Here is a 14216-nt window from a genome sequence, read left to right on the forward strand (position 1 = left end):
GTAATAGTGGTTGACTCATAGACGATTTAATACACACCTTATTGTAATTATAGATAAGGTGTGTGTTTTTAATTACTTAAATAATTTGTGTATAATAAATTTAATGTTAAATTATCTATAATCATCGAAAAGTAAAGGGAGAAACACGGTTATGAAACATATTCTACTAGCGGTAACAGGCGGAATTGCAGCCTATAAAGCCATTGATTTAACGAGTAAGTTAACGCAAGCAGGCTATGAAGTGAGAGTGATGTTAACAGATCACGCTCAAGAATTTGTCACGCCACTAGCTTTTCAAGCAATCAGTAGAAATGCAGTTTACACTAGCACTTTTAAAGAAGAGCGTCCTCAAGAAATTCAGCACGTAGCACTTGGTGATTGGGCAGATGCCATTATTGTGGCGCCAGCAACAGCCAACATCATCGCTAAGTTAAGCCATGGCTTAGCGGATGATATGGTAACTTCAACACTTCTAGCTACTGAAACGCCAAAGTTTATAGCACCAGCAATGAATGTACACATGTATGAGAATAAAAGGACTCAACATAATATGGAAGTTTTAAAAGCGGATGGCTACCATTTTATTGAACCTGGGGATGGCTTCCTAGCATGTGGCTATGTAGCGAAGGGACGAATGGAGGAACCATTCCAAATTTTAACTATAATTAACCACTTTTTTAATAAAACTCAATCATTACCACAAAGTACATTTAGTGGTAAATATGCTCTAGTGACTGCCGGACCGACTATTGAAGTAATCGATCCAGTACGATTTGTTTCAAACCGTTCTTCAGGCAAAATGGGCTTTGCGATAGCTCAAGCACTAAGGGATAGAGGTGCGCATGTCACATTAGTAACGGGACCTACTCAATTAGAAGATATAGCGGGAGTAGAAATGGTACACATTGAGAGTGCTGAAGAGATGTTTCAAGCTGTAACACAACGCTATGAACAACAAGATATCGTAGTTAAAGCTGCAGCAGTCTCAGATTATACTCCGACTGATGTTCTTGACCATAAAATGAAAAAGAAAGATGGAGATTTAGTTGTTAACTTCAAACGTACACAAGATATCTTAAAATACTTAGGAGAGCATAAAACACATCAATACTTGGTAGGCTTTGCCGCAGAAACACAAAATATTGAAAAATATGCGCAAGATAAACTGAAACGTAAAAATGCAGATGTCATTATTTCAAATAATGTGGGAGATCAATCAATAGGATTTAAATCAGATGATAATGAACTAACAATGCACTTTAAAACGAAAGAAATGATTAATATTAAGAAAGGGAAAAAAGTACAGCTTGCACAACAAATTTTAGATGAACTAGAAACTAGGTGGCAATAATGATTGCAAAGGTAATTGTAGATATACCTTCAAAGAGTGTCGACTTTAAATTTGATTATCTTATACCTAAAGCTTTAGAGGACTTTGTTCAAGTAGGTGTTAGAGTTGTCGTGCCATTTGGAGCGCGTACAATACAAGGCTACGTAATGAATATTGAGGAACATCCGAGTGACAACATCAATCTTGAAAAGTTAAAAGCAATTAAAGAAGTTCAAGATATTCGCCCAGAATTGACCACAGAATTAATTCAATTGAGTGAATGGCTAAGTCATATCCATGTTTCTAAGAGTATTTCTGTACTCGAAGCTATGTTGCCGAGTGCACTAAAAGCTAAATATACTAAAGTATTTGAAGTCATAAAACATAATGATATAGATGAAGAATTATTGAAATATTTTAATACTAATGGACATTATAAGTATAAAGATGCTCAAGAGAATAATCATTTATCCTTGTTAAATGAGCTACTAAAAAAAGAAAGTGTAAAAGAAGTGACTTTACTTTCTCAAAATATTAAAAAGAAAACTCAACGTGCGGTGCGTATACTAGATGATCGAAACCCAGACGATGTTTTAGCCATGCTTGAACGTTCTATGAAACAATATGATGTGTATGCTTATCTTACTGAAGAACAGCACAAAACAGTTTTTTTAAAAGAATTAGAAGAAATGGGCTTTTCTAAGTCAAGCATTGATGGATTAGTAAAAAAAGGATTTATCGAAAAGTATGATGCTCAAGTTGAACGTGATCCATTTGCGAATCGTGTATTTGAACGTGAAGATAAGCGAACATTGACTTCAGAGCAGCAAATTGCTTTTCAAAAAATAAAAGACAAAATTGATAGTAAAGAACAGCGCACGTTCTTATTACATGGCGTAACTGGTTCAGGAAAAACAGAAGTCTACTTACAAACTATTGAAGAGGTACTCAACTCAGGTAAAGAAGCAATGATGCTTGTTCCTGAAATTGCGCTGACCCCTCAAATGGTATTACGCTTTAAACGTCGCTTTGGTGATGATGTCGCGGTACTTCATTCAGGTTTGTCAAATGGTGAACGCTATGATGAATGGCAAAAAATTAGAGATGGACGTGCACGAGTAAGTGTAGGAGCAAGATCTAGTATTTTTGCTCCTTTTAAGAACTTAGGAATAATAATTATTGATGAAGAACATGAATCTACATATAAGCAAGAAGACTATCCGCGTTATCATGCAAGAGAAATTGCTCAGTGGCGTAGCGAATATCATCAGTGCCCTTTAGTCTTGGGAAGTGCTACTCCGAGCCTTGAGTCTTATGCACGTGCTGAAAAGGATGTTTATCAACTGCTAACATTGCCTACTAGAGTGAATCAACAAGCTCTACCTACGATAGACATTGTTGACATGCGAGAAGAACTATCATCAGGAAATCGTTCAATGTTCTCAAATGAATTACGGGAAGCTATTCAAGAAAGGCTTGATAAAAATGAGCAAATTGTATTGTTCTTAAATCGTCGTGGTTACGCTTCGTTTATGCTATGTCGAGATTGTGGATATGTCCCTCAATGTCCTCATTGTGATATCTCATTAACTTATCACAAAACGACAGACCAATTAAAATGTCACTATTGTGGCTATCAAGAAGTACCGCCTAATATATGTCCTAATTGTGAAAGCCCGCATATTCGACAAGTAGGGACAGGTACGCAACGTGTGGAAGAAATCTTACAACAAGAATTTGAAACAGCTCGCATCATTCGTATGGACGTAGACACTACTTCTAGAAAAGGTGCTCATGAAAAATTACTTACTGACTTTGAACAGGGAAAAGGCGATATCCTTTTGGGAACGCAAATGATTGCTAAAGGTTTAGATTATCCAAATATTACATTGGTGGGTGTTTTAAATGCCGATACCATGTTAAATTTGCCTGATTTTCGAGCAAGTGAGAGAACGTATCAATTGTTAACTCAAGTCTCTGGTCGTGCCGGACGACATGAGAAACCTGGGAAGGTTATAATTCAAACCTATAACCCTGAACATTATGCGATTGAAGATGTTCAAAAAAATGATTATTTAACTTTTTATCGTAAAGAAATGGATTTTAGAAAATTAGGCAAATACCCACCGTATTATTTCCTTGTGAATTTCACGATATCTCATAAAAATATGAAGAAAGTAATGGAAGCATCTAAGCATATTCATCAAGTCTTATTGCAACATTTAACTGATAAAGCGCTTGTATTAGGGCCTTCTCCAGCGGCTATAGCAAGAATTAACAACGAACATCGCTTTCAAATTTTAGTTAAATATAAAAGAGAACCTGAATTGCTAAAAGCATTACAGTATTTAGATGAAGTTTACCACGAAGCATATATGAAAGATAAATTATCTTTAAAAATAGATATCAATCCTCAAATTTTGATGTAAATCAAAATAATTTGTATGAAAATTTTATAGTAGATTAATTTTATTTAAAGTGATAAGATAAAAGAGCGTACAAAAGAGAGTCATCGAACTCTAAAACTAAATGTTTAATTATTCCATTAATATTGCTATGTCATTTAAGCATCAAGAATTCACATCGTTAACTAGCATCTGGCATTTATATTATGGAGGATGACTGCTATGGTTGAAGAAAAACTTATCACTACAAAAGAATTTGTTACATATAAAGAACACGTTGATTCAAGATTTGATGCACTTGAAGATAAAATGGATTATCAAAATGCTACGTTAGAAAAAAGTTTGAGTCAACATATTGGTTCAGTGGATGAAAAGTTAAACCTTAAATTAGATAAGGTGGATCAAAAAATAGACGAAGTCGAAGAAAGATTAAATCTTAAAATAGATAAATTAGATCAAAAAATAGATAGTAATCATGAAATGCTTGTATTGCAAATTAAGAATATGGCCTTACAAATTAAAGAGGATAATAGTAAAAAGCGTGTAAATGAAATACGCTTCGTAATTCCAACGTTCATTAGCATAATAGCGATTGTTGTTTCTATTCTTATGTTTATTTTAAGTTAATAAAAAAGAGTTACGCTATAGGGTGTGAACGCCTCCCTATAAAGCGTAACTCTCTTTATAATTCATCCTACATTACAATGTTACCATGTTCATTTGCTGGTCTAAATAGTGTTAAAATAGCACTAATAATTGCAATAATATGAGGAATACCTGTCCAACAGAAAACTAAATGTAAAATACCTGACATTGTTTTTCCAGCGTAGAATTTATGAACTCCAAAGCCACCTAAAAAGACTGCTAACACAATATAAATAATTTTGTTTACTTCCATTTGTTACACTCCTCTCTTATTTAATATTTAAATTTTATTTATTCACCCCTTATTTTAATAGTAAAAAATTAGAAAGCAATTAATAAAGGTCGAGTAGTACAAATTTCAGACTAAGGTCGCAATTCAAATTGAATTAAGTTATAATTATATGATGAATTTTTTCAGGAGGAGTATATAAAATGGCGATACAAAAATTAGTCCAATCTACGCATCCTGTATTAACAAAACAAGCACAACCTGTGACTCAATTTGATGCAACATTAAAAGATTTATTATTAGATATCGAAGATACACTGTATGCTGAAGAAGCTTCTGCATTGAGCGCGCCTCAAATAGGTATTAGTAAACAAGTGGCCATGATAGATATGGAATTAGAGGGTCTATTACAACTCATTAATCCTAAAGTTAAATCAGAATCAGATGAAAAGATTTTAGATTTAGAAGGATCTGTAAATCTCCCCGGTGTATTTGGTGAGGTAGAACGTAGTAAGATGATTGTAGTAGAAGGCAATGATTTAGAAGGTAATACTATCGAATTAACTGCTTATGATGATGTAGCCCGTATGTTGTTACATATCATTGATCAATTAAACGGCATAGTTTTTACTGAGCGCGCGAAGCGTATACTAACAGATGAAGAGATGGAGGCGTATTTTGACAATGAGTAAAGTGATATTTATGGGGACACCAGACTTTTCAACTAAAATATTAGAAATGTTAATAGCTGAGCATGAGGTTATAGCAGTGGTTACGCAACCTGACAGACCAGTTGGACGTAAGCGTGTACTCACACCGCCACCAGTTAAACGTGTGGCTCAAGAACATCATTTACCTATATATCAACCAGAAAACTTAAAAGATTCTACAGAGTTGGATGAATTGCTAACTTTAGAACCTGATTTAATTATTACTGCAGCATTTGGTCAACTATTACCAGAAAAGTTACTCACATTACCTAAATTAGGTGCAATTAATGTTCATGCCTCATTGCTACCTAAATATCGTGGTGGGGCACCAATACATCAAGCTATTATTGATGGCGAGAAAGAAACAGGCGTGACAATTATGTATATGGTAAAAAAATTAGATGCCGGCAATATTATTTCACAAAAATCAATAGCAATTGAAGAGAATGACAACGTCGGTTCAATGCATGATAAGCTTAGTTTCTTAGGCGCAGATTTATTAAAAGAAACATTACCGTCTATTTTAGAAGGAACAAATAAAAGTATTCCTCAAGATAACACTCAAGCTACATTTGCTTCAAATATTAGTAGAGAAGATGAACGTATTGATTGGACTAAAAGCGCACAAGAAATTCACAATCATATTCGTGGATTATCGCCATGGCCAGTAGCTTATACTACTATGGATGAAACGAATTTAAAGTTATACACTTCTTATATAGTAAATAATAAACAGGGCGAAGCAGGTCAAATTATTGAAACGACTAAAAAAGCTATCATCGTAGCCACTGGTTCGAACGATGCGATAGCATTAACAGATATTCAACTAGCAGGGAAGAAGCGCATGCTTGTTGCTAATTATTTAAGCGGTGTTCAAGAATCGCTAGTAGGGAAAAAACTAATATGACACAAACAGTAAGAGAATTAGCTTTTCAAACAATACAAGATATTTTTAACGATTATGCATATAGTAATTTAAGAATTAATGAAGTAATTAATGAAAATGAAATTTCTGATATTGATAAATCTTTATATACCGAATTAGTATATGGAACTGTAAAGCGTAAAATAACGCTTGATTTTTACCTCAAACCATTTATTAAAACAAAAATCAAAGGTTGGGTTCGTCAATTATTATGGATGAGTCTTTATCAATATATATACTTAGACAAGGTGCCCAATCACGCTATTATAAATGAAGCGGTGAACATTGCAAAACATCGCGGTGGACCTCATAATGGCAATGTAGTTAACGGTATATTAAGAACTATTTTTAGAAGTGAATTACCACAGATAGACTCAATTAGAAATGATAAGCAACGCATGTCTGTAGAATATAGTATGCCTAAATGGATTATTGAACATTGGATTACTCACTATGGCGTAGAAACTACACGTGAAATAGCAACTGCATTCTTTACGAAAACGGCAAGTACTGTACGAGTAAATACAAGCCAAAGTAGTGTAGATAAAGTAGTGAATGCTTTAGTTGAAGAAGGATATCAAGTCGAAATTGATAATATTATTCCTTATTGTTTACATTTAAAAGGGAAACCTATTATTGAGTCACATGCTTTTAATAAGGGACTAATTTCGATTCAAGATAAAAGCTCTATGTTTGTAGGTTATCTAATGGGTGTTGAAGATAACGATATCGTGCTAGATGCTTGTAGCGCTCCTGGTGGCAAAGCTTGTCATGTAGCTGAACTATTATCACCAAGTGGACATGTAGATGCAACAGACGTTCATAAACATAAAATTGGTTTAATTAAAGAGAATATTAAGAAGTTAAGACTGAATAATATTAAAGCGTATAATCACGATGCAACAACACCTTACAAAGATATGTACGATAAAATATTAGTTGATGCTCCTTGTAGTGGCTTAGGCGTATTACGTCATAAACCTGAAATTAAATATGTTCAAACACCACAAGATATTCAAGACTTAGTTGAATTACAATTACGTATATTAGACAATGTAAAAGACAATTTAAAACCAGGCGGAACTTTAATATATTCAACGTGTACTATAGAACAACTTGAAAACGATAATGTTATTTATACATTTTTAAAGAATAATAAAGACTTTGAATTTGAACCGATGATTCATCCTATTACAGGTGAAAAAGTTAAAACGTTACAAATTTTACCCCAAGATTTTAATTCGGACGGCTTTTTCATAACTAAAGTAAAAAGAAAGGAAAGTTAAGATGATAACTGCTGAAAAGAAAAAGAAAAATAAATTCTTGCCCAATTTTGAAAAGCAATCAATTTATTCTTTAAGATTTGATGAGATGCAAGAATGGTTAGTAGAACACGGGCAACAAAAATTTAGAGCAAAGCAAATCTTTGAATGGTTATATCAAAAACGTGTGGACAGTATTGATGAAATGACTAATTTATCAAAAGAATTACGTCAAGTCTTAAAAGACAATTTTGCAATGACCACATTAACTACAGTTGTAAAGCAAGAAAGTAAAGATGGAACAATTAAATTCCTATTTGAATTGCAAGATGGCTATACAATCGAAACAGTTCTCATGCGACACGAATACGGAAATTCAGTATGTGTAACTACTCAAGTAGGGTGCCGAATTGGTTGCACGTTTTGTGCATCTACATTAGGCGGATTAAAACGTAATTTAGAAGCAGGGGAAATTGTTTCTCAAGTTCTTACAGTGCAAAAAGCGTTAGACGCAACAGACGAACGTGTATCACAAATCGTTATCATGGGTATTGGTGAACCGTTTGAAAACTACGATGAAATGATGGATTTTTTACGTATAGTTAACGATGATAATAGTTTAAAAATTGGTGCTCGTCATATTACGGTTTCAACATCAGGTATTATCCCGCGTATCTATGATTTCGCCGAAGAAGATATTCAAATCAACTTTGCGGTCAGCTTACACGCCGCAAAAGATGATATCCGTTCTAAATTGATGCCTATTAACCGAGCATATCATGTAGATAAATTAATGGAAGCTATTAAATACTATCAAGAAAAGACAAATCGACGTGTGACATTTGAATACGGCCTATTCGGTGGCGTTAACGATCAATTAGAACATGCCCGTGATTTAGCACATCTTATCAAAGATTTGAATTGTCACGTTAATCTCATTCCAGTTAACCATGTTCCAGAACGTAATTACGTTAAAACGCCGAAAGATGATATTTTTAAATTTGAAAAAGAACTTAAGAAATTAGGAATCAATGCTACAATAAGACGTGAACAAGGATCAGATATCGATGCAGCATGTGGACAATTAAGAGCTAAGGAACGACAAGTAGAAACGAGGTAATCATAATGCTAAACGCACAATTTTTCACAGATACTGGACAACATAGAAAAAAGAATGAAGATGCAGGAGGTATTTTTTATAACCAAACTAACCAACAATTATTTGTGTTATGCGACGGTATGGGTGGTCATAAAGCGGGGGAAATTGCAAGTCAGTTTGTTACTTACGAACTTCAAAAACGTTTTGAAGAGGAGAACTTTATCGAGTTTGAACAAGCCGAAACTTGGTTGCGTTTTAATTTAAAAGAAATTAACCGTGAGTTGTTCGAATATGTTCAAGACAATTCAGAATATCGAGGCATGGGCACTACTTGTGTTTGTGCACTCGTATTCGATAAAAAAATAGTTGTCGCTAATATTGGAGATTCTAGAGCATATGTAATTAATTCTAGAGAAATAGAACAAGTGACACATGATCATTCATTCGTAAATCACTTAATTATGATAGGACAAATTACTGAAGAAGAGGCATTTACTCACCCACAACGGAACATAATTACAAAAGTTATGGGAACTGACAAGCGGGTTAGCCCTGATATCTTTACTAAGCGCATTAGTTACTATAACTATATCTTATTAAATTCAGATGGTCTTACAGATTATGTTAGAGATAATCGTATTAAAGAAGCGTTAAATGAGACGCTCACTTTAGAAGAACATGGAGACCAATTAATTCAGTTAGCACTACACCATAAGTCTAAAGATAATATTAGCGTGCTATTAGCATCTATTGAGGGTGATAGTGTATGATTGGAAAGATAATTAGCGATCGCTATAAGGTGCTAGATAAACTTGGTGGTGGTGGTATGAGCACTGTTTATCTTGCTGAAGATACTATTTTAAATCGGAAAGTAGCTATTAAAACAATTTCTATTCCGCAAAATGAGAAAGAAGAAACGATGAAACGCTTTGAACGGGAAGTTAATAATGCTACCCAACTTTCACATGAGAATATTGTAGACGTTTATGATGTTCAAGAAGATGATGATTGTTTCTTTCTTATCATGGAATATATTGATGGCCCTACGCTTTCAGAATATATACATAGCCATGGTCCGTTAAATGTAGATACTGCTATCGCATTTACAGAGCAAATTTTAAAAGGCGTACAACAAGCCCATGAGAAATTAATAATTCATAGAGATATCAAACCGCAAAATATATTGATTGATAAGAATAAAACGTTGAAAATTTTTGATTTTGGTATTGCGAAAGCATTAAGTGAAACATCTATGACGCAAACAAATCATGTACTTGGTACCGTTCAATATCTATCGCCTGAACAGGCTAAAGGCGAAGTGACTAACGAAACTACCGATATTTACTCTATAGGTATTGTGCTATATGAAATGCTAGTAGGGAAGCCACCATTTACTGGTGAAACTGCTGTAAGTATAGCAATAAAACATATACAAGATGCCATACCTAACGTGACTGATATACGCTCAGAAATTCCTCAATCATTGAGTAATGTTATTTTAAAATCAACTGAAAAGAATCCAAGTGATCGCTATCAAAGCGTTAAAGAGATGAGAGAAGATTTAAGTAGTGTGCTTGTTTCTAGTAGAGCAAATGAAGAAAAACATTCGCTAGAACGTGATGAAACAAACACTGTTTCAATAGACAAAAATGAAATTAAAAATAAAATCAATAAAGAACATAATAAAAAAGATATTTCACAAACGATGCAAATACCAATAGTGAATGAACATAAATTTCAAACCGCTGAAGGACCGATTTATGAAACACCAAAGAAAAAACGTTCAAAAAAGAAAAAGTTTGCAATCGGCTTTATTTTAATATTATTAATAGCTAGCTTACTTGGTTTTATTGCATTAGGAATGTTTGGCAGTAAATATGCTGAAATGCCTGACTTAAAAGGTAAAACCGAAAAAGAAGCTGAAAAAATATTGCATAAATCGAATTTAGAAATTGGCAAAATTTCTAGAGATTATAGTGATGATTATCCAGAAAATAAAATTATAAAAACAAAACCTAATTCTGGTGAACGTGTCAATCAACATGAAAAAATAGATATTGTTCTATCTAAAGGGCCAGAACGCGCTAAAATGCCAAATGTTATAGGCATGAAAAAAGCAGACGCTATTGATAAATTAAAAGAATTAAAACTTGAAAATGTTACGGTTAAACAAGAATATAATAATGAATTTCCTAAGGGCTTAATTGCCCAACAAAGCGTAAATCCAGATAATGATGTTGAAATTAATGGTCATCAAATTACCCTAGTTGAATCCTTAGGTATTAAAAAAGTTTACGTAAAAGATTATGAAAATAAAAACTATAAATCAGCAAAAAAAGAACTTGAAAAAAACAATTTAAAAGTACAAGTTACTACCGAAACAAGTAGCAGTGTAAAAAAAGATATGATTATTTCTCAAAGTCCAAAAAATACAGAAGTTGAAGAAGGTAGTACTATTCAATTAACTGTATCTAAAGGTAAAGAAGAAAAATCTGATACTAAAAAAGATGATAAAACTAAAGATAAATCAACTTCAGATAGCTCAAAAGAGAAAAAAGATGATTCTGATAGTAAGTCAGAAGTAAAAAACTACACTGAGACATATCATATACCATATACAGGAGACGATGATGAAAGTCAAAAAGTCGAAGTATATGTTAGAGATAAAGATAATAGTCGGTCTAATGCGAAACAAACATATAGTATAAATAATGATAAGACAATTACTATCCCTTTAAAAATTAAAGAAGGCTCTGATGCAGGTTATACTATTAGAGTAGATGGAGACGTCATAGCAGATAAAGACATCACCTATTAGTTAAGTATAAACTCCTTCAATCTACACTTACTTGGTATAGATTGAAGGAGTTTACTTTATATTTTTTACTACTATAAAATTATTATGTAAACTTAATAGAATTATTTACTCTAATTAATCAATACTATCATGCTTGAACATATTATATTTATAAATGATTTGCTATAATATTTAGATATAAATAGTAAATGAGAGGTGTCGCTTTGGAGACTGGACGTATCATCAAATTAATTAGCGGGGTTTATCAAGTCGACGTTAATGGAACATTGTATAATACTAAACCTCGTGGGCTTTTCCGTAAAAAGAAATTTTCACCCATCGTTGGAGATATCGTTGATTTTGAAATTCAAAATATAAATGAAGGTTATATCCATCATGTTCATGAACGTCGAAACGCATTAAAACGTCCGCCTGTAAGTAACATTGACGGTTTAGTTATCGTAATGAGCGCAGTAGAGCCTAACTTTTCTACTCAACTGTTAGATCGATTTTTAGTGATAGCCCATTCTTATAAGTTAAATCCAAGCATATTGGTGACTAAAAAAGATTTGGCATCTGACTCAGAAATTCAACATATCAATGAAATATTAAAGATATATGAAAAGATTGGTTATACCACACACTTTATTCATAAAGATACGGATAAACAAACTATTATCGATTCCTTGCCTAAAGGCTTAGTGGTATTGAGTGGACAATCAGGAGTGGGTAAATCTACCTTTATTAATGCTTTAAAACCTGAATTGAATCTTGAAACAAATGATATTTCGAAATCTCTTAATCGTGGTAAACATACGACACGTCACGTAGAGTTATTCGAAAGAGAAGATGGTTTTATTGCCGATACACCTGGTTTTAGTGCTTTAGATTTTGAACATATTGAAAAAGATGAAATAAAGCACTATTTTATTGACATCGATTCATTCGGTGAAGAATGTAAATTTAGAAATTGCAATCATATTAAAGAACCTAAATGTAATGTAAAACAACAACTCGAAGAAGGGCATCTAGCTCAATTTCGCTATGATCACTACCTTCAATTATATAATGAAATTTCAAACAGAAAGGTAAGATATTAATGAAGAAAATATATCCTTCACTGCTATCAGCTGATTTTTTAAACTTAAAAGAAGAAATTATCGCATTAGAAACCGCAGGAGTAGATGGATTACATTTTGACGTTATGGATGGTCAATATGTACCAAATATTTCAATTGGCTTGCCTATACTAGATGCTGTACGTTCAGCCACCAAGTTACCGATTGATGTACATCTAATGATTAGCAATCCTGAGAACTATATCGAAACATTTGCTGAACATGGTGCAGATATGATTTCCGTACATGTTGAAGCAACACCCCATATTCATAGAGCACTTCAAATGATTAAAAATGCTAATAAAAAAGCTGGTGTAGTAATTAACCCTGGTACCCCAGTCGAAACAATTATGCCAGTGTTAGAAATCATAGATTATGTTCTAGTTATGACAGTTAATCCTGGTTTTAGTGGTCAAATATTTATCGAAGCTTGTGCATCGAAGGTTAAGTTATTACGTGACTTAAAGCAGTCATTAAATCTACAATTTGATATTGAAGTTGATGGTGGTATTAATGATAGAACTATTGACTTATGTGCGGAAAATGGAGCGACTATGTTTGTTACAGGTTCTTATTTCTTTAATCATGATGACTATAAAAAGGTTACTCAACATTTAAAGGGCTAATGTGCTATGAAGATTAATTTATTATGTAGTGACCGTAATTTACCTCCCTATATTTTTGAAAAAGAAAAGCATACCCACTGGGGAGGGATTGACAGAGGAACACTTATCCTAAGCAACCACGATATTACCCCCGTTTATACTGTAGGAGACTTTGATTCAGTATCGAATGAAGAACGTGAACATTTGAAGCAAGTTTTAAATATTCATCCTGTCAACGCTGAAAAGGATGATACAGATTTAGCTTTAGGTGTGGAAGAAGCTGTAAATAAAGGCTATAAAGAAATAAATATTTATGGCGCAACAGGGGGAAGATTAGATCATTTCATGGGTATGTTACAAATACTCCAAAAGCCGCTTTATTTTAATAAAAAAGTGAATATCATAGTGATAGATAAGCAAAATGAAATTCAATTATTAAATACAGGGCAGTATCAGATTTCTAAAACATCTTTGTATAAGTACGTATCATTTATACCAGTCAATGGAGAGGCTACTATATCTTTATCTGGTTTTAAATATAATCTTGACCATCAACGGTTAGAGATAGGTTCGACACTTACAATATCTAATGAGGTTGAAGAAGAAGTAGCAACTATTGACCTTGAAGAGGGTCAAGTGCTACAAATGAAAAGTAAAGATCTTTAATCAATTTAGACATAAAAAAATGCCTTCACCACATATGAAGGCATTTTTTAGTGCATTATATTTATTAAACTCTAGTAACTTTACCAGATTTTAAAGCACGAGCAGAAACCCAAACTTTTTTAGGTTTTCCGTCAACTAAAATTCTAACTTTTTGAAGGTTAGCATTAAATCTGCGTTTATTCGCATTTAAAGCGTGTGAACGATTATTACCAGTCGAAGCTTTACGACCTGTTACGAAACATTCTTTACCCATCAAAGTACCTCCTTTAATAAATATAAATACACTTAACTACTTATATACTTTAATAAGATACCATATCTAAATTTTTAAATCAATAAAATAAAATGTAAATTATTTTAAAATGTTTCTAAACTCATAATATATGGTATAATTGTAAGCTGAGGAGTTTTATAATATATTTAAT

14 protein-coding genes are annotated in these 14216 nt (G+C 32.9%); 12 read left to right on the forward strand and 2 right to left on the reverse strand.

The genetic code is table 11. From position 1 onward, the window contains the following. Positions 1 to 151: 151 nt before the first annotated feature. The 3 genes from coaBC (at position 152) to CD147_RS10005 (ending at position 4362) form a co-directional block, all read left to right on the forward strand. On the forward strand, positions 152 to 1351 hold the full coding sequence (gene coaBC / locus CD147_RS09995; protein WP_103167274.1) for a bifunctional phosphopantothenoylcysteine decarboxylase/phosphopantothenate--cysteine ligase CoaBC: 1200 nt from the start codon (positions 152 to 154) through the stop codon (positions 1349 to 1351). Next, entirely contained in the window at positions 1351 to 3759 is a 2409-nt protein-coding gene (priA, locus tag CD147_RS10000; protein ID WP_103167276.1) for a primosomal protein N', read from the forward strand. The genes coaBC and priA overlap by 1 nt, the downstream gene beginning before the upstream one ends. A gap of 198 nt (positions 3760 to 3957) precedes the next feature. Then, positions 3958 to 4362, forward strand: coding sequence for a hypothetical protein (locus tag CD147_RS10005; RefSeq protein ID WP_103167277.1), 405 nt, complete (start codon positions 3958 to 3960; stop codon positions 4360 to 4362). A 67-nt stretch (positions 4363 to 4429) separates the two neighbouring features. Here CD147_RS10005 and CD147_RS10010 read toward each other — a convergent pair whose 3' ends face one another. Further along, on the reverse strand, positions 4430 to 4633 hold the full coding sequence (locus tag CD147_RS10010) for a TM2 domain-containing protein (RefSeq protein ID WP_103167279.1): 204 nt from the start codon (positions 4631 to 4633) through the stop codon (positions 4430 to 4432). Between the two features lie 179 nt (positions 4634 to 4812). Between CD147_RS10010 and CD147_RS10015 the strand changes: the two genes are divergently transcribed. The 9 genes from CD147_RS10015 to CD147_RS10055 all read left to right on the forward strand — a co-directional run bounded on the left by CD147_RS10015 (position 4813) and on the right by CD147_RS10055 (position 13791). Further along, positions 4813 to 5301, forward strand: a complete 489-nt coding sequence (locus CD147_RS10015) for a peptide deformylase (RefSeq protein WP_103167281.1) — start codon at positions 4813 to 4815, stop codon at positions 5299 to 5301. Then, entirely contained in the window at positions 5294 to 6226 is a 933-nt protein-coding gene (fmt, locus tag CD147_RS10020; protein WP_103167283.1) for a methionyl-tRNA formyltransferase, read from the forward strand. Before CD147_RS10015 ends, fmt begins: the two co-directional genes overlap by 8 nt. Next, positions 6223 to 7530: a 16S rRNA (cytosine(967)-C(5))-methyltransferase RsmB gene (gene rsmB, locus CD147_RS10025; RefSeq protein ID WP_103167284.1), complete on the forward strand. Its 1308-nt coding sequence runs from the start codon at positions 6223 to 6225 to the stop codon at positions 7528 to 7530. The genes fmt and rsmB overlap by 4 nt, the downstream gene beginning before the upstream one ends. Position 7531: 1 nt before the next feature. Beyond that, entirely contained in the window at positions 7532 to 8626 is a 1095-nt protein-coding gene (rlmN, locus tag CD147_RS10030; RefSeq protein ID WP_103167286.1) for a dual-specificity RNA methyltransferase RlmN, read from the forward strand. Between the two features lie 5 nt (positions 8627 to 8631). Next, the gene (locus CD147_RS10035) at positions 8632 to 9375 is read left to right on the forward strand and encodes a Stp1/IreP family PP2C-type Ser/Thr phosphatase (protein WP_103167288.1); all 744 of its coding nucleotides are present in this window, start codon (positions 8632 to 8634) and stop codon (positions 9373 to 9375) included. Next, positions 9372 to 11423, forward strand: coding sequence for a Stk1 family PASTA domain-containing Ser/Thr kinase (gene pknB, locus CD147_RS10040; RefSeq protein ID WP_103167290.1), 2052 nt, complete (start codon positions 9372 to 9374; stop codon positions 11421 to 11423). Before CD147_RS10035 ends, pknB begins: the two co-directional genes overlap by 4 nt. A gap of 203 nt (positions 11424 to 11626) precedes the next feature. Continuing rightward, entirely contained in the window at positions 11627 to 12502 is an 876-nt protein-coding gene (rsgA, locus tag CD147_RS10045; RefSeq protein WP_103167292.1) for a ribosome small subunit-dependent GTPase A, read from the forward strand. Then, positions 12502 to 13146 (forward strand): ribulose-phosphate 3-epimerase, encoded by a 645-nt coding sequence (gene rpe, locus CD147_RS10050; RefSeq protein ID WP_103167293.1) that lies wholly within the window; start codon positions 12502 to 12504, stop codon positions 13144 to 13146. Before rsgA ends, rpe begins: the two co-directional genes overlap by 1 nt. Positions 13147 to 13152: 6 nt before the next feature. Then, on the forward strand, positions 13153 to 13791 hold the full coding sequence (locus CD147_RS10055; RefSeq protein ID WP_103167294.1) for a thiamine diphosphokinase: 639 nt from the start codon (positions 13153 to 13155) through the stop codon (positions 13789 to 13791). Positions 13792 to 13855: 64 nt separating this feature from the next. Here the strand turns inward: CD147_RS10055 and rpmB are convergent, their stop codons facing one another. Continuing rightward, positions 13856 to 14044: a 50S ribosomal protein L28 gene (gene rpmB / locus CD147_RS10060; RefSeq protein WP_103167295.1), complete on the reverse strand. Its 189-nt coding sequence runs from the start codon at positions 14042 to 14044 to the stop codon at positions 13856 to 13858. Between the last annotated feature and the right edge of the window lie 172 nt (positions 14045 to 14216).

This window comes from Staphylococcus devriesei, from assembly GCF_002902625.1.
Lineage (GTDB): Bacteria > Bacillota > Bacilli > Staphylococcales > Staphylococcaceae > Staphylococcus > Staphylococcus devriesei.